We start from the raw sequence: 17,995 nt of genomic DNA on the forward strand, positions 1-17,995 counted from the left end.
TGATGAGTAAGAAAGAAAATTTCAAAAAGTATCAAAATAAAGCCACAGAGGTGCTAAAGGACAATAAACGTGTCCAGAATTTACTTGGCTCAACACGCGAAAAACTGACAGAAGTGCTGGAGAACAATGATCGTTTGAAGGATTTTTCTGACAAAATCTACGTCATGATTCGAATGGTGAAAGCGCAAATCTCTGGAGAATATCGAGAGTTCCCTTGGCGTACCTTGGCTATGATGGTGGGTGCCCTGATTTACTTTGTGACTCCATTGGATTTGATTCCAGATGTGATTCCTATTTTGGGTTTGACGGATGATATTTCTATCGTTTATTGGATTTACAAAAGTGTACAAGAGGATATTGAAAGATTCGAGGAGTGGGAACAAACCATTGAGCTTTCATGAATATAAAAAAACTCAATCGCTATGGTATCCTGGGAGGGTTCGTGCTTATCTTTCTAGCCTCTCTACATTTTTATCGTTCTTACCAAGCGGGTTCTCCCAGATGGTTTTATCTAGTCATGGCATGCGGGATGGGTCTCATTCTGTTTAATACTTTATTCGGCAAACGGCCAAAGCAAAAGCCTTAAGCTATCAATAATCAAATCAGATGCTCATTATCCAATACCAAACATCACCAAAATGAATTTTCTGCTATTCCTCATTTTTGATTTTTGAATGGCGAGTTACGAAAAATTAGACCTTTACAATTCGAGGTTGCGCATCTTGTCAAGCTTCTAAAGCTCTTGCAGTCTCAAAATCGTTATTCAACAATCGTATTTCGTGAATTAAATATTAACCGAGTTAGCATGCTTCATCCTCCCTTAATTTTATAATTTTACGGCTTGTTTTATCCAGACTAAAAAGCACGTAGTTTAATGAAGGTTTCTCTGAATTGGTTGAAGGATTTTATTGAGTTGAAAGAAGACTCCAATATCATCTCAGAAATATTAACAGATACAGGATTAGAAGTAGAAGGCTTAGAGAAATTCGAAGAAATCGAAGGTGGGCTTGAAGGACTTGTCATAGGAGAAGTTCTGACCTGTGAAAGGCATCCTGATGCGGATAAATTGAGCGTGACTACGGTAGAGATTGGTGCAGAAGAACCTGCGCCAATCGTGTGTGGCGCACCCAACGTAGCCAAAGGCCAGAAAGTAGTAGTTGCTACAGTTGGAGCAACTTTATTCCCGGAAGGAGGCGAGTCATTCAAAATCAAGAAAGCGAAAATTAGAGGTGAAGTATCCTTAGGAATGATCTGTGCAGAGGATGAAATTGGTTTGGGTCAATCACATGAAGGCATCATGGTGCTTGATACAGATTTGCCAAATGGCACGTCAGCCAAGGATTATTTCAAACCAGAAACGGATACTATTATTGAAATTGGCTTGACTCCAAATCGTGCAGATGGCGCTTCTCACTTTGGTGTGGCACGAGACCTAAAGGCTGCATTTAGAAGACCAACCATATTCCCAGACCTGAGTAGCTTCAAAATTGACAATCAGTCAAATCCAGTTGAAGTGGTAGTTGAGAATTCGGAAGCTTGTCCTAGATTTTCAGGGCTGACCATCTCCAACCTTACAATCAAAGAATCTCCAAAATGGTTAAAAAACCGTTTGAAAAGTATAGGACTTGCTCCAATCAATAATGTGGTAGATGCGACCAACTATGTACTTCATGGTTTAGGTCAGCCCCTTCACGCTTATGATATGGCCGATGTGAACGGAAATAAAATCATAGTGAAGACATTGCCCAATGGTACCAAATTCACGACACTTGATGAGAAGGAAAGAGAACTGACAGATAAAGACCTGATGGTTTGTGATGCGAACAAAGGCATGTGCATAGGCGGAGTTTTTGGCGGTATAAATTCTGGAGTAAAGGACAGTACCACTGCCATTTTTCTGGAAGCGGCCTACTTCTCAGCAGATTGGGTAAGAAATACGGCAACCAGGCATACAATTAAAACAGATGCCTCTTTCCGATTTGAAAGAGGGACTGATCCAAACATGACCGTACATGCGTTGAAGTATGCTGCCATTTTGATCAAGGAATTGGCAGGTGGAGAAATTAGTTCGGACGTTGTTGATATCTATCCAGAGCCAATAGCTGATTTTGAAATTGAGGTCAAATACAAAAATGTAGATCGCTTGATAGGCAAGCAGGTGCCACACGATCGTATCAAAGAAATTTTAGAGGATTTGGATATCGAGGTGTCTAATGAATCTGAAGAAGGTTTTAAAGCAACTGTACCTCCTTATCGCGTAGATGTAACCAGAGAAGCAGATGTGATTGAGGAGATCCTGCGTATCTACGGTTACAACAACGTAGAGCTGGAAGAGAACTATGGGGCAGATTATTTAGCGGCATTCCCAACCCCGGATAAGGATAAAATTCAATCAAAAACGACAGACTTTTTAGCCGCACAAGGCTTCAATGAAATCATTAGCAATTCGTTGACTAATCCCGAGTACGTGACTAAAACTGGCCTTTGGGATGCCAAACTGAACGTGGAGGTTTTGAATAAGCTGAGTGAAGAACTTGGCGTGATGAGACAAACGATGGTCTTCTCTGGACTTGAGTCTTTAAAATACAACATTAATAGAAAACAGACCAACCTTAAATTTTTTGAATTCGGCAGAATTTATACAAGTAAAGAAGGGCAATACAACGAACAGGAGCAGCTGGCCTTGTTCTTTACAGGAGATCAGACAGACGAAAGTTGGAATGTGGATAAAAAGTCGATTGATTTTTACAGCTTATCATCTACAGTTCACAAAATTTTGGATAAATTTAGCATTGCTGAATTCGATTCCATACCGACCAACAATCCGGTTTTCGACTATGGTTTAGATATTTCAAAGGACGGCCAGCTTTTGGTGTCTCTTGGAAAGGTTAACCGAAAAGTTCAGAAAGTAGCAGAAGTAACCCAAGATGTATTCTATGCTGAGTTCAATTGGGCCAAAATGCTAAAAAAGTATGGTAAAAAGATACTATACAAGCCAGTACCAAAGTTTCCTGAAGTACGAAGAGACTTATCGCTGGTATTGGATGAGCAGGTAAGCTTCCAGCAGATTCTGGAGTTGACCAAAAGAGAATCGAAGAAGTTGGTCAAAAGGATCAACGTATTTAGCGTCTATCAAGGGGAGAGTATTGGTGAAGGTAAGAAGTCTTACGCATTGAGTTTTATTCTTCAAGATGAAAATAGAACACTCAATGACAAGGCGATAGACAAGACAATGAACGGGTTGATTTCCTGTTTTGAAAAAGACCTAAACGCAATAATTAGAAAGTAATAATGTCAGACAATCCTCTACGCTCAGAACTCAGCCACTTAGAAAGAAAATTAGTTTTGTTGATCAGTGATCATCAAAAAATGAGAGAGGAGATTCAAGTGCTGAAAAAAGAAAATAGCGATTTGCGCGTGCAACTCGACAGAAAGGGGGAAGAAATTTCCAGCTTTCAAAATCAAGATAAAATTAGTAAAATTGTGAATGGCATGGTAGTGAACAGTACCCATAGTGCTGCAGATTTGAGTGACATGCTGAATGAATATATAATTGAAGTTGATAAATGCATTGCTCAATTGAGCGAATAGAATAGTCTAGATGACAGAATTATCAATAAAAATAAAAATAGGCAATAGAGAATACCCTATGAAGGTGGCGGCTAGTGAAGAAGCAACCATTCGTGAAGCGGGTAAAAAAATAAATGAGAAGCTAAAGTCTTTTCAGGATCAATTTGGTATTGACGATAAACAGGATCTTTTAGCGATGGTGGCCATCGATAGTTTCGTGGAAAAACTGAGGGCTATGGAGCTCCGGCAAACCACTGATGAAGTGGCGATGGATCAAATTTCAAAACTCAACCGATTAGTCTCTGCTGAACTATAATATTCATTTCTGCTAAGCATTCTTTGCTCCCGTGCCATGATAAATATATACATCATGGACAACACACTACTTATATTACTTTCATCCCTTGGTGGATTAGCCGTAGGTTTTGGCATTAGCAAGTTTATGGCCAAACGAGCCGAAGGCAAGCGATTGTCTGAATCCAGAGGGCAAGCCGAGATGATCATCAAAGAGGCAACGATTAGTGCTGAGAATATCAAAAAAGAAAAGGCCATTGAAGCGAAGGAACATTTCCTAAAAAAGAAGTCTGAATTTGAAGAAGAAGCCAATCGTAAAAAGAACCTCATTATTGCTAATGAGAATAAGGTCAAGCAGAGAGAAAGTCAGGTATCCAAGCAAATAGAGCAAAACAAACGAACAGAAGCAGAGCTTGAGAGTCAAAAAGAAAACCTTGATGCGCAGATGGAAATCGTGAAGCGCAGAAAAGAGGAAATTGAAAAAACCAAGCAAGATCAGACAGCAATCCTGGAGAAAATATCTAACCTATCAGCCACTGAAGCGATCGATCAGCTGAAAGAAACGCTGAAAGATGAAGCCAGGACCAAAGCTTCTTCGCACATCAAAGACATCATAGAAGAGGCCAAACTTACGGCAACAAAGGAGGCTAAGAAAATCGTAATCCAAACGATTCAGCGTACAGCTACAGAACATGCCATTGAAAATTGTGTGTCTATTTTCAATATAGAAAGTGACGATATCAAAGGTAAGATTATTGGGCGTGAAGGACGAAATATTAGAGCCTTAGAAGCTGCTACAGGTGTGGAGATAATTGTGGATGATACGCCAGAGGCCATTATTATTTCTGGGTTTGACCCTGTCAGAAGAGAGATTGCCAGATTGTCTCTGCACAGACTAGTGACGGATGGAAGAATTCACCCTGCTCGAATTGAAGAAATTGTCGCTAAGACCACAAAGAACATTGAGGAAGAAATTGTGGAAATTGGCGAACGAACAGTCATAGATTTAGGTATTCATGGCCTTCACCCAGAGCTAATCAAAATGGTGGGTCGTATGAGATTCAGATCATCTTATGGTCAGAACTTATTGCAGCACTCAAGAGAAGTTGCCAAGCTTTGTGCTACGCTAGCTTCTGAGCTGGGACTCAATGCCAAGCAAGCGAAACGTGCGGGCTTACTTCACGATATTGGAAAAGTTTGGCCTGAGGAAGCCGAACAGCCACATGCCATTGTGGGCATGGAATTGGCCAAGAAATACAAAGAGCACCCGGATGTATGCAATGCCATTGGTGCGCATCACGACGAAATTGAAATGACCACGTTGATTTCTCCAATCATACAAACCTGTGATGCGATTTCGGGCTCGCGTCCAGGGGCAAGGAGAGAGATCATGGAATCTTATATCAAGCGTCTGAAAGATCTGGAAGCACTTGCTTTGGGATTCGAAGGTGTACATAAGTGCTATGCGATACAGGCTGGTAGAGAACTACGCGTATTGGTAGATGCTGATAAAGTGACTGATAAGTCTGCAGGAGATTTGTCTTTTGAGATTTCGTCTAAAATCGAAAATGACATGCAATATCCTGGTCAGATCAAAGTAACCGTTATTAGAGAAATGAGATCAATCAGCTACGCCAAGTAGGTGGATTAGTAATACATGTTGTTTCTTTTATTGTGCATGGTCGGAGTTGACAATGTGCTTCACATTAAGCTCTTATATCATGACAGACAAATTACATGTTCTTGTACTATTTTTTATTCTCATCTTTCTTACTTCAGGCTGCCAGGACGAAGACCAACCCAGTATCCTTGGCGTATGGTCGTGTAGCGAGGGATATCTTGAAAATTGTGGTGAATCCTCCATTTTTTATGATTTAGAATGTGAAGGTTTTGAAGTTACCTTTCTGTCGGACGGAACTTTTGCTACAGCCATTGAATTCAATGGAGAGATTATTGAGAGTGAAGGCACTTATATTATTTCTGATGATTTTTTGATTTTAAACCTTGAAACTGGAAATGAGGCAACAGATAGGTTTACACTATCTTCTAGCGAACTTCAAATTATCAATGAGCAAGGGGAGGGCTGTCAGTTGATTTGGGTTTACACAAAGGTTTAATTGGCTTGATATCAACGTTTTTATGAAAGAACTTTTTTATCAATCCCAATAATATATTGGCATAAGTGCGATATTTGCTTGCAAAGTGCCAAAAGCTTTTGAGAGAAAAATTCGTAGCCATATTGTTTCTATTTGTTCTAATCGTGCCTCCAGTGGCTACTATTGGTTGGTTGCGTTTTGAAAAGTATCAACTACGACGACAGATCAAACGGCAACTGATGGTCTATATAGATCGCAATGAGCTTGTAAAATTTAAGTTTTCAGATCAGGAGGTTGAAAATGAATTGGTCTGGGAGCACGCCAAAGAGTTTGAATATCAAGGACAGATGTACGATGTAGTGCATAGAAAAGAACTCGGAGATAGCACAGTGTTTTGGTGTTGGTGGGATCATGAGGAGACCAAACTTAACCAACAGCTCTTGTCTATTACTAATCGTGCTTTTGGGAATGACCCCCATAAAAAAGAAACACAAACGCATCTTATCACATTTCTCAAGTCGCTTTATGCACAAGAAAAAATGCAATGGGAAGCGTGCATTACCCTATCTACAGTAGATAGTTGTACAGCTTTTTGTCAAACTTTCTATTCTTTTCTAAGCTCACCACCTACACCACCACCCAATTTGAGTTAATCCTTTTTTGTGTTCATTCTCGCTGCCATTTGGCAGACGGAAATGATATGCCCATTCGGGCATGAATTGATTATTAACTCAAAAAATCAAATAATGAAGAATATTTATTTATTGTGGTTATTGCTGGGTGTCTGTATATTGGCAAAAGCTCAGACAATAACCATAAAGGACAAGGAAAGTCAGCTTCCAATAGAGCTGGTGACCCTGTCCAGCACAAAGCCCAGTGCTTATGCAACTACCAATGCAAAGGGGCAAGCTGATGTTTCAGCATTTAAAAATGCAGAGAAAATTGTGATTCGAACACTGGGTCATAAACCAGTGGCTCAGTCTTATGAAGAACTGGTTTCAGGGGATTTGGTAGTGTTTTTAGAGCACTCTAATCTCAATTTGGATGAAGTGGTAATTTCAGGAACCAGATGGAATCAAATTTCCTCGAATGTACCGTCTAAAATTGTGTCGATTGGTGCTGAAGCCCTGAAGTTGCAAAACCCACAAACTGCAGCAGATCTATTGAGTTTGTCTGGTAAAGTTTATGTGCAAAAGAGTCAGCAGGGTGGTGGAAGTCCTATGATTCGAGGATTTGCTACCAATCGATTGCTCTACACCGTAGATGGTGTTCGTATGAATACGGCTATTTTTAGAGGAGGCAATATTCAGAATGTGATCAACTTGGACCCCTTTGCTACTGAAAATACCGAAGTGCTGTTCGGGCCAGGTTCTGTGATTTATGGGAGTGATGCTGTAGGAGGAGTAATGAGTTTTCAGACGCTTACACCACAGCTGTCACTTACTGATAAACCTTTGATTTCAGGAAAGGCACTGACGCGCTATTCGTCTGCAAACAATGAGAAGACCGGCCACTTTGATGTGAATGTAGGTTTCAAAAAGTGGGCCTTGGTATCTAGTATCAGTTACTGGGACTACGATGATTTGCGCCAAGGAAGCCATGGGCCTGATGACTACCTAAAGACCTATCATGTCGAACGTGCAGATAGTGTAGATCACGTCATAAGTCAAAGTGACCCATTGCTACAAGTGCCGTCTGCCTATTCTCAAATCAATTTCATGCAGAAGGTAAGGTTCAAGCCAAATCAGAATTGGGACTTTCAATATGGATTTCACTATTCCGAAACATCGAACTATGGACGGTACGATCGACACAATCGTACCCGAAATGGAACAGCTCGCTATGCAGAGTGGAATTATGGGCCACAAAAATGGATGATGAACAATCTGAATGTAACTCATTCTGGAAACAATTCTTTGTACGATCAGATGACCGTCAGATTGGCTCATCAGGCTTTTGAAGAAAGTAGGATTGATCGATCATTGAATAGTGATGAGCGAACAACCAACTCAGAAGAAGTAGCAGCTTATTCTATCAATCTTGATTTTGTTAAAGTCATGAATACGAAACATAAGCTGTTTTATGGTGCCGAATATGTGTTGGATGATGTGACCTCTACAGGAATGCTTACGGATATATCTAATGATACTCATACTATTGGTCCGGCAAGATATCCGCAGTCTACTTGGGCGTCAATGGCCGTGTATGTCAATGATGAATATTCGGTTTCCGAGCAATTCACGGTTCAGGGCGGCTTACGTTACAACCACTTCAAACTGGATGCAGCATTTGATAATGCCTTTTATCCATTTCCATTCGAGGAAGCCAATCTAAACAATGGCGCATTGACGGGGAGCTTGGGTGGCGTATATCGCCCGTCAGATTCCTGGGTGATTAGTACCAATTTTGGAACGGCATTCAGATCTCCCAATGTGGACGATATAGGAAAAGTATTCGATTCAGAACCAGGCGCGGTTACAGTCCCTAATCCTGATCTGGATGCGGAATATGCCTACAATGTGGATTTGGGTGTGGCCAAGGTTTTTGGCGACTTTGTGAAACTTGATGTGACAGGATATTATACGATCCTGAAAAACGCTTTGGTTCGTAGAGATTATCAACTCAATGGACAGGATAGCATTCTATACGATGGAGTATTGAGTCAGGTACAGGCCATGCAAAATGCTGCTGAAGCCAATGTATATGGCGTACAGTTAGGCTTGGAGGTTAAACTTCCCGCAGGTTTCAATTTCTCCTCAGATCTGAATTTTCAGAAAGGAGAAGAAGAGTTGGATGATGGTACCACCAGTGCTTCACGTCACGCTGCGCCATTTTTTGGAGTGAGCAGATTAGGGTTTAAGGCAGACAAACTCAATCTGCAATTGTACACCACCTATCAAGGTGAGAAAAGTTTTGATGATCTGCCAGTATCTGAGCAAGGCAAAGACGAAATCTATGCAAAAGATGCCGATGGCAATAACTATTCTCCCTCTTGGTACACCTTAAATTTTAAAGCCATGTTTCAGTATTCGGAAGCTTTTACAGTAAGTGCAGGTTTGGAGAATATTACAGATCAGCGATATAGACCCTACAGCTCTGGACTGTCGGGTCCAGGAAGGAATTTTGTTTTTTCCTTGGCTGCTAATTTTTAGGAGGTAAGAGAAATTTATTCAAAGGACGGTCATTTCGACCGAAGGGATAATCTTATTAAATTTTAATAGATTTCTTTGATTGCTGATTTCTTATTGCTGGGGTAGGGCGTTTTGGCATAAAGCCGTTCTATTACTGAACAAGAGTTTTTCAAACAGCAAAAAGGAAATTTAAAATTAGATTTTTAGGTTAGGTAAACAGACAGCCTCGGGTGAAAGCTTGGGGCTGTTGTTTTTTGTGCAATAGTTCTTTTTATATTAGCCATACAGATAGAGTGCAAATCAAGTGCATTGTGCACTTTATACGATTGTTATCTACCATTCCCGTTTCGCAGATGAAGCCTTCTAACATCATTGAATTTGACTACCGAAAGCGTATGAACGCTATCCTTGGTGAATCCTGGAAGATTTTCAAATCGCAATTCATTCATGGTAGACACGAAATCAACAAAGAAGCCCCCTTTCAACATCATTTTGCGCAGATAATACGATCTGTCGGTAATCTTTACTCAATTGGTGAGAATGACCTTTTCAAAGTTGATTTGGAAACCAAATGTGAGAACGTAAAGGGAAAGTCCAAGTACATAGACATTTCCTGCAAATTTGTAAAACACTGCAACTGTGCCATCGAACTAAAATTTAAAACTTCCCAACAGGGAGCACAAGATCACGGAAGAATTGATGTTTATGTTGACATTGAGGCACTAGAACTCGTTACCGAATCTCAATTTGATCTTGGCAAGTTTTACATGATCACAGATAGCACTCCTTATGTAAATCAATCAAGAAAGGGAGTTGGAACTGTCTTTTCAACCCACGATGGACATTTTTCATCTTCTAACCAAGAATTTTGGTACAACAGTAAAGGGCGTGAGGATGTTAGGGTCAATTTGCGTAACTCATATAATTTCAACTGGGAACACATTGAAAACTGGTACTTCCTCGAACTAACAATTGAGTAGAAAAAAGGTAGATAACGAACGCTGATCGGGCATATGTCTTAGTGCATTCTGGCTGGTTTCTGTGGAACTCGACCATGAATCTGCCGCTAGGAGAGGTAGGTGCTTTTTACTTGCCGCATCTCGCAGGGTAATTTGTTTTCGGAACGAAGTGCGCTTTCGAGCCATTTTCAACTATCTCCGTAATTCGATACTTTAGTGATATTGGAAAGTGTGAGCGCACTTACCACACATAAACGATATCAACAGCACATACCACTACCATCCCACCGATTGACTTCAACGCAAAAATCCTTCTTTTTAATAAGAAAAGTATTTACTTAGATTACTGGATAAAGACCATAACCAGTAACCTATGAATAGAACCTTTTGGCTGATGATCATTTTCCTGACTCATTGGAGAATTGCCATGGCACAAACATCTGAATTTGATAGCTTGTATCGGATGCTGGATCAGCCGTTGGGAGATTCTGTCAAAGGGTATGTACTAGACGAACTGTCCTATGTCTGGTTTTATAGCAATCTGGATAGCTCATTGACCTATGCAAAAAAATCCCTTCAAACCTTCGAATCCTTAGATTTGGAAAAAGGGATAGCTCAGGCATACACCTCTATAGCTGTAGCCTATCATTACAAAAACAATTGGGATAGTGCAGAGGCAAATTATCAAAAGGCTAAATCCTTTAAAGAAGCTATAGGTGATGAAGTAGGGATTGCTGGAAGTCTTAATAATCTTGGTGTACTCTATATGGATAAGGGGGATTTAGAAGCTGCTGCCAATCAATTTCTGACCTCTCTGAAACTGAAAGAAAATCTTGGAGACTCTGCTGGCATGGCATCCGGCAATGCCAATTTGGGATTGATTTTGCGTAAGCAGGGAAATCATGAGGGAGCATTGTCCTATTATTCGAAAGCACTAAGAATTCTCCTTCAGCTCAATTCGAAAAAGAGCCTGCCTACCATTTATCTGAACATAGGCTCGCTTTACAATTATAAGCTTGATTACGACAGTGGATTGTATTACAATAGAAAGACGCTAGACATTGCACGAGAATTGAATTCCGTCCGCTACATAGGAGAGAGCTATGTCAATCTCAGTAATTCTTTTTTGGGTTTGGAAGCATTGGACAGTGGCATTTATTATATAGATGAAGCCGTTGAGATTTTTAGGAGCAATGCGGATACGGTCAATTTATGTAAAGCCTTGATCGCTGCATCTTCTATACGTTTTGAGAATAGGGAATATAAATCAGCGCTAGATGCGGCATTAGAAGTTAAGAAATTAAATAAAGAAAGGAACCCAGACCTTGAAGTGGATTATTACTTCAGTCTGGCCAAAAGTTATGAAGGACTTGGACAAATGGATGAGGCCTATGAATCTTTGCTTTCAGCATATTCAGCCAAAGACTCTTTACTCAACAAATCACTTAATGAAACAATAGCCAATTTGACCGCCCAGTATGAGAGCGAAAAAAAGGAACGTCAGATATTGGCCCTGGAGCGAGACAAGATAGAAACGGATTTGAATTTGGCTCAGTCGAATAATCAGAAAAACGTATTGCTACTGGCTTCAGCATTGATCCTTGGGGTGTCCATTTTGATATACCGTCTCTATCGGGTGAAAGTGAAATCCGAAGGCCAGATTGCAAAATCATTGGCAGAAAAAGAAACACTGCTCAAAGAAATCCATCATCGAGTGAAAAACAATCTTCAAGTAGTGTCTAGTCTACTCAGTATGCAGTCGAGATTTATCAAAGATGAGGAGGCATTAGGTGCAGTCAATGAAGGGCAGTCGAGAGTCCAGTCTATGGCATTGATCCACCAGAAGCTCTATATGGAGAATAACTTGTCTGGCGTTAAAGCCAAAGAATATATTGAGGATTTAACGGAAATTTTAAAGGAGTCCTATCAGACGGGTATAGACGTGGATTTCGAATATGTAGTGGATGACCTCACCATTGATGTAGACACCATCATCCCAATTGGACTCATATTAAATGAGTTGATTTGCAATGCGCTTAAACATGCATTTACTCCAGGTAGTAAAGGAATAGTTTCCATCAAACTTCAAGAAAAAAACGAGGAATTGGTATTAGAAGTTAGTGACAATGGCATTGGATCAAATGGGGAAACGTCAAGTGAATCGTTCGGAATCGTGCTGATCGAATCATTAGCATCCAAACTAAAGGCGAGACTAGAGGTCATTGCGGATCATGGTACCAGCACTGTTTTACATATTACAAAATATAAATTGGCTTAGATGAACAAAAAGGTGTTGGTGGTAGAAGACGAGGCATTAATTGCCCGCGACCTTAGTTTTATCCTAGAGGATATTGGGATCAAACACATTCGCATGGCCATGAGCTACGAAGACGCACTGGATGAATTGAAAAGAGAAACCTTTGATCTAATCTTACTCGATATCAATCTTTCGAGCGAACAGGATGGGGTGGATCTGGCACGCCATATCAACAATACTGTTCAAACGCCATTTATTTTCATTACTTCATACTACAATGCTTCTACAGTTTCAAGAGCCAAGGTGACACAGCCATTAGGTTATTTATTAAAGCCATTTAATGCCAATGATATCCGCATCAATGTGGAAATGGCTCTCTACAAATCTGATCATGCCAAAGAAAACACAGCGATTTATCTGAGAGAACAATCAGGAACGATTCATCTAGAGTTAGATGAAATAAAGTACCTGGAGGCACAGGACAACTATACCAAGATTGTTTGTCAGACTCGGGAGATCATAGCCAGTCAGACGCTCAAGTCCATGTTGGCCAAACTGCCAGAGTCAAATTTTGTACGAACACATAAATCATTTGCCGTACGTGTGGATCACATCAGTATGATCAAAGGAGGATTTGTTTATATAGAGGACGATAAAGTGCCGATTGGCCGATCATACAAATCCGACTTTCAGGCCCGTATTGCAATCCTTTAGTGTCGTTTACTCAAAACTTTTGTCGTTTACTTAGAATATTACTTACCTGATTTTTTATTGGATAATTTAAGGATGTAGTCTCAAAACAGTTCTTAAAAACCATGAAAGGATCAGTCGCCTTAAGCTTGCTTGCAAGCGTCCTATTATTTTCATTTTCGGCTATAGCTCAATCAGTAGGTGTCGGAACAGAAACACCTAATGCCAATGCCATTCTAGAACTCGTAGCTCCCAACAATAATCAAGGTTTGCTGGTGCCAAGGATGACTACTGTCCAACGAACAGCCTCAACTTTCACAAGCAATCTTTCTACTGTAGAAAATGGCTTGATGGTATATGACGAAGATTTGAACAAGTTCTTCTTTTGGATCAATGATCAATGGACTGAACTAGCGACTGGTAATCTCAATGGGTTGCCAGACCAAGTGGGTCATGGTGGTAAGTATTTGACTACTGATGGCTCTTCTTCCTTATGGAATGATATTGACTTTAGTGATCTAATCAATGTCCCTTCCGATTTGCTGGACGGCGATGATGATACGCAGTTGACGGACGCAGATATCGCAGCCTTAGGATATATCAAAAGTGCAGATGATGCAGACATAGACCCAACCAATGAAAATCAGACAGTCTCTGCAGGTACGGGTATATCTGTGACGCAGACTGATGAAGATTTTGAAGTAACCAATACTTCACCAGATCAAACCGTCGTGCTATCTGATGGTGGCAGTGGCAACGTAACTATTGGCGGTACTTATCCCAATTTGACTATTGATGTGCCGGACAATCTAGATAATAGCGACACCAATGAAATTCAGGATATCAGTACAGACGGGACGGCAGGGGACATTACCCTATCAGATGGTTCTACATTGACCTTGAATGTAGATGATGCAGATGCTGACCCATCAAACGAAGATCAAACAGTTTCAGCAGGTACGGGTATTTCAGTAAATCAAGTAGGCGATGACTTTGAGGTGACCAACACCTCTCCTGATCAGACGGTAGCCCTGTCAGATGGTGGCAGTGGCAATGTTACTATTGGCGGTACTTATCCCAATTTGACTATTGATGTGCCAGACAATCTGGATAATAGTCCAATTAATGAAATCGAACTCCCAGATCAAACGAGCCAAGGTGGAAATTTTTTAACCACTGATGGTAGTGATCCTGCCTGGACAGCCATTGCTGAAACACAATGGAATACCAATGGCACCAGCATCAACTATGCCACTGGAAATGTGAATATTGGATCTGGGACAATTCCTACGTCACCTTTACAGTTATCCACGAGCAATGCCAGCAGCACGACACCCCAACTGACGATTTCCGAATCAAATACCACCTCAGATGCATCCTTCACGATGAACAATGCTGGAAATGCCTTCACCTTGGGTGTAGATGGTACAGACGATTATTTCAAAATCAGTGACGCCACTTCATTGGGTTCGAATGACAGGGTTATTATTGATAATCTGGGTTCTGTAGGCGTTGGGGTTACTCCCAATGCACAGTTTCATGTGGAGTCAGGATCGTCCGAATCTACCACAGTTCGTGTGACCAACAACCACGACGGAGCTGGATCTAAAATAGGTACGCTCATTGAGCTAGACGATCAAGGTAGCGCGATCAAAACAGGAGTATACAACAACATAGATGGTACAGCTTCTAGTACGCAGCAGGTCAGAGGCATATACAATCTGATCAACCCAACAGATGGTACTACCTATGGGATGCATACCCAGATCAATGCAACAGGAACTGGTATTCGTATGGGAGCATTTTCTGATGTGAGAGCAGCAGGAACTAGCAGTTCCTTGATTTATGGCTTTAGAGCCAATATGGATCATGATGGCACTGGCGACAGTTATGGTTTGTATGCACAAATGAGTGGATCTACCACTGGTACCAGATACGGCGTTTTTACGGATGGTGAAGATCAAAATTATTTTTCAGGACATGTGGGTATTGGGGATCAAGATTCTGATGTAGAATTAACTATTAAGTCTTTTGATCTCAATTCTACTTTGCCTTTGGTTAGGTTAAACTCAGGTGCCAATACCAGTGATGCAGGTATTAGTTTTAGCGTGACAGGAGGTAATGAATACATAGTAGGAGTAGACGCTACTGATGACTATTTTAAAATCAGTGACGGAGCCGCAGCAGGCAGTGGAGAAAGATTCACCATAGACAATTCAGGCAATGTGGGTGTCAACCAATCAGCACCCAGTGCCAAATTGGATGTGGTCGGAACTTCAGAATTCAATGGGACAGTGGACATTCAAAGTTCTTTGGATGTCACTGGCCAGTTGACCGTGACCAATGATATTGAAATTCCAGAAACCAATGCCTACACCTATGCCAGCGCTCAAACACGGCAAGCAAGTTATCACCCTACAGAATTTCAAGTAATGCGACTAGATGGAGATACGGAAGATTTGGTTTCACCTCTTTTTACTACCCCTTATGTCTATTTTTCTGGTGGAGGTGGTTCGGGACTAGCGTATGCTACCGCTCCCATCAAACTTCCTGATGGCGCCATAGTCACTGAGTTAGAAGCTTGGCTTTTTGATAACAATGCCACAGCCAGCCGATTTGCCCGAGTGAATCTTTATAGAAGTGACATCGGGGTAATCGCAACCAATTCAAACATGGCTCAAGTAGAGACGACAGCAGAAAGTGCTTCTGTACAGGAGCTCAATGATAATACGATATTCTTCGGAACGATAGACAACGATAACTACACCTATCGAATACTGTATACATCAAATGATGATGCTTCTGATCTGCAGCTTCATGGTGTTAGAATCACTTACACAGTACTTCAAGTAGACTAAAGACTAGATCAATGAAAACCATGAAAAGATTTAGTTACTTCTTGATTTTAGGAATAGTAAGTACTTCACAGGTAAAGGCACAAAACCTAATGACCAATGATCACGCACTAGTAGCCATAGGCAATGACGTGCCATTTACTGTGCAAGGAAACCTATCTAACCAAGGTATGATGCTTAACGAAGGTGACCTGAGACTACTCGGAGACTGGACAAACGTTGGTAACTATAGTTCAGTCTCCGGCACCTTCTATTTATTAGGGAGTGATCCCCTCTTCGAATCGGGCAGTTCCACTTATCAGCATTTAGGTATAAGCACAATGGGTAACCTAAGTCTAGCGTCAGATTTGACTATCTCTGGTACGCTGGAGCTGATTTCTGGCGTGATGAATTTCTTAGGTGACGCCTCTCTCACTATCGAAGAAGACGCAGTGATCCTGGGAGGAGACGAAAGTTCGTATGTGAATGGCTTGCTCTATTCTGCCCAGCAGGGCGAAGTCCATTATCCCATTGGTACAGACCAAAGCTATCTGCCAGTGGAATTACTCAACGTGCAGAGTTCCGTGCCAGTAGGGATAGTTGCCATGGGAGAAGAATTAGACGTCACCCTTTCTCAAGCATTGGAATCTATATCTCCCAATCGTTATTGGCAAATCATGAAGAATGCGGACTTCAGTGTGGATGGTCTGGTATTGCCCGTGACGAATGAGCATTTTATATCGTCAGAGTCAGAAGCAGTCATAGCCTATACCGAAAACCTGGGAAGCCCACTGACGATTTTGGGACAATCAGAATTCACAGGATCAACTACTTCGGGCAGTATTACCTCAAATACCCCGATTCTGTCAGGCTATTACTTGTTGGGAGACAAAGGTTTGGCTCTGCCACCTGTGAAAGTAATCAATATAGTTACCCCATTACAAGATGGAAAACACGATTTTCTCAGGATAGAAAATATTGAGTTCTATGAAGAAAATGTAGTAGAGATTTTTAATCGCCAAGGCAAAATGGTTTTCTCCATGCTGGGATATAACAATCTGGATCGAGTGTTCAGAGGGGATGCCAATGTGGGTAATGGTGAGTTATTGCCTACGGGCAACTATTTCTATACCGTCAACCTAGATGGATCCAAAAGAGAGTCAGGCTTTGTCTACATCAAAAACTGAATGACATGAAAATACACTTCTCCCTATTGTTTTTCATGATCTCCTGCTCTCTTTTTGCACAGCAGGATCCATTGTACAGTCAGTATCAGTTCAATCAGCTTATGATCAATCCTGCCTATGCTGGCATGTACAATAGTTTGTCAGCTGGGGCGATCAGCCGATTTCAGTGGGCGGGTATAGATGGAGCACCACGCACCAATACGGTCATTATTCAATCGGGCTTGTTGGAAGGGCGGATGGGAGTAGGAGGTTTGGTGCTCAATGATCAGTTTGGTGTGAGTAACAATTATGAAGTGCAGTTGGCGGGATCTTACAATATTAATTTTGAGCATGCTCGTTTGGGAATGGGCATTCAGGGTGGCTATATTCAATATGGGTATGATTTCTCCAAGGTAAACTTTGATTACCTAGACGATCCTGAAATCCTAAATGGCCACGAAACCATTTCCAAACCCAATGTGGGTCTAGGATTGATGTATATGAGCGAGCGTTTTTTTGTAGGAGCCTCTGTTCCCAGAATCCTCAATGTGTCGATTACTGATGGGATGACTACTTCAGAGCGGTACAAACGACATTATTATTTTACCTCTGGTTTTGTTGCCGAAATCGACAGAACACCCGTCAAGCTGATGACCTTGGTACGTTCGATGAATGGCGAAGACGTATCAGTAGATATCACAGCTAGTGTATTTTTGGATGCCATCGTGTGGGCTGGCCTGACAGTTCGCGACTTCAAGCATTTTGGAGCCATGGCCATTTTCAGCTTAGGTGATAATCTCAATGTGGGCTACTCCTTTGAGATGCCTTCCAACTCTCTGGTCTATGGCAACTATGGCACTCACGAAATCTCACTGCAATTCACTTTCAAAACTTCTCCAATCACCCTTTTTCAGCAGAAGTATTTTTAGACGGTAGGTTTTTAGTTGGCTGAATCTTTAGTGAAAGTAGCTTTCCATTGTTTTTAGGACGTATAGATC

15 protein-coding genes are annotated in these 17,995 nt (G+C 41.2%); all 15 read left to right on the plus strand.

Annotated elements, in window-relative coordinates; translation table 11 throughout:
- Nucleotides 1-2: 2 nt before the first annotated feature.
- The 15 genes from B9A58_RS15480 to B9A58_RS15550 all read left to right on the plus strand — a co-directional run bounded on the left by B9A58_RS15480 (nucleotide 3) and on the right by B9A58_RS15550 (nucleotide 17,926).
- Nucleotides 3-401 (plus strand): YkvA family protein, encoded by a 399-nt coding sequence (locus tag B9A58_RS15480; RefSeq protein WP_176214805.1) that lies wholly within the window; start codon nucleotides 3-5, stop codon nucleotides 399-401.
- A complete protein-coding gene (locus B9A58_RS20535; RefSeq protein WP_084373778.1) occupies nucleotides 398-586 on the plus strand; it encodes a hypothetical protein in 189 nt (62 codons plus the stop codon). Before B9A58_RS15480 ends, B9A58_RS20535 begins: the two co-directional genes overlap by 4 nt.
- 288 nt (nucleotides 587-874) lie before the next feature.
- Entirely contained in the window at nucleotides 875-3,289 is a 2,415-nt protein-coding gene (gene pheT / locus B9A58_RS15490; protein ID WP_084373779.1) for a phenylalanine--tRNA ligase subunit beta, read from the plus strand.
- Between the two features lie 2 nt (nucleotides 3,290-3,291).
- Nucleotides 3,292-3,591: a hypothetical protein gene (locus B9A58_RS15495; protein WP_084373780.1), complete on the plus strand. Its 300-nt coding sequence runs from the start codon at nucleotides 3,292-3,294 to the stop codon at nucleotides 3,589-3,591.
- Nucleotides 3,592-3,601: 10 nt separating this feature from the next.
- Nucleotides 3,602-3,886, plus strand: coding sequence for a cell division protein ZapA (locus B9A58_RS15500; protein WP_084373781.1), 285 nt, complete (start codon nucleotides 3,602-3,604; stop codon nucleotides 3,884-3,886).
- Nucleotides 3,887-4,012: 126 nt separating this feature from the next.
- On the plus strand, nucleotides 4,013-5,506 hold the full coding sequence (gene rny / locus B9A58_RS15505; RefSeq protein WP_394334434.1) for a ribonuclease Y: 1,494 nt from the start codon (nucleotides 4,013-4,015) through the stop codon (nucleotides 5,504-5,506).
- A 79-nt stretch (nucleotides 5,507-5,585) separates the two neighbouring features.
- Nucleotides 5,586-5,981, plus strand: coding sequence for a hypothetical protein (locus B9A58_RS15510; RefSeq protein ID WP_139793918.1), 396 nt, complete (start codon nucleotides 5,586-5,588; stop codon nucleotides 5,979-5,981).
- A gap of 98 nt (nucleotides 5,982-6,079) precedes the next feature.
- Nucleotides 6,080-6,613: a hypothetical protein gene (locus tag B9A58_RS15515; RefSeq protein ID WP_139793919.1), complete on the plus strand. Its 534-nt coding sequence runs from the start codon at nucleotides 6,080-6,082 to the stop codon at nucleotides 6,611-6,613.
- Between the two features lie 93 nt (nucleotides 6,614-6,706).
- Nucleotides 6,707-9,112, plus strand: a complete 2,406-nt coding sequence (locus tag B9A58_RS15520; RefSeq protein ID WP_084373785.1) for a TonB-dependent receptor plug domain-containing protein — start codon at nucleotides 6,707-6,709, stop codon at nucleotides 9,110-9,112.
- Nucleotides 9,113-9,402: 290 nt separating this feature from the next.
- Nucleotides 9,403-10,071, plus strand: coding sequence for a hypothetical protein (locus B9A58_RS15525; protein WP_139793920.1), 669 nt, complete (start codon nucleotides 9,403-9,405; stop codon nucleotides 10,069-10,071).
- 352 nt (nucleotides 10,072-10,423) lie between these two features.
- Nucleotides 10,424-12,328, plus strand: coding sequence for a tetratricopeptide repeat-containing sensor histidine kinase (locus B9A58_RS15530; RefSeq protein ID WP_084373787.1), 1,905 nt, complete (start codon nucleotides 10,424-10,426; stop codon nucleotides 12,326-12,328).
- On the plus strand, nucleotides 12,329-13,021 hold the full coding sequence (locus tag B9A58_RS15535; RefSeq protein WP_084373788.1) for a LytR/AlgR family response regulator transcription factor: 693 nt from the start codon (nucleotides 12,329-12,331) through the stop codon (nucleotides 13,019-13,021).
- A 101-nt stretch (nucleotides 13,022-13,122) separates the two neighbouring features.
- The gene (locus B9A58_RS15540) at nucleotides 13,123-15,855 is read left to right on the plus strand and encodes a beta strand repeat-containing protein (protein WP_084373789.1); all 2,733 of its coding nucleotides are present in this window, start codon (nucleotides 13,123-13,125) and stop codon (nucleotides 15,853-15,855) included.
- A 20-nt stretch (nucleotides 15,856-15,875) separates the two neighbouring features.
- The gene (locus B9A58_RS15545) at nucleotides 15,876-17,018 is read left to right on the plus strand and encodes a T9SS type B sorting domain-containing protein (RefSeq protein ID WP_176214806.1); all 1,143 of its coding nucleotides are present in this window, start codon (nucleotides 15,876-15,878) and stop codon (nucleotides 17,016-17,018) included.
- A gap of 5 nt (nucleotides 17,019-17,023) precedes the next feature.
- The gene (locus B9A58_RS15550; RefSeq protein ID WP_084373791.1) at nucleotides 17,024-17,926 is read left to right on the plus strand and encodes a PorP/SprF family type IX secretion system membrane protein; all 903 of its coding nucleotides are present in this window, start codon (nucleotides 17,024-17,026) and stop codon (nucleotides 17,924-17,926) included.
- Nucleotides 17,927-17,995: the final 69 nt, after the last annotated feature.

This window comes from Reichenbachiella faecimaris (genome assembly GCF_900176375.1).
Classification (GTDB): Bacteria; Bacteroidota; Bacteroidia; order Cytophagales; family Cyclobacteriaceae; genus Reichenbachiella; species Reichenbachiella faecimaris.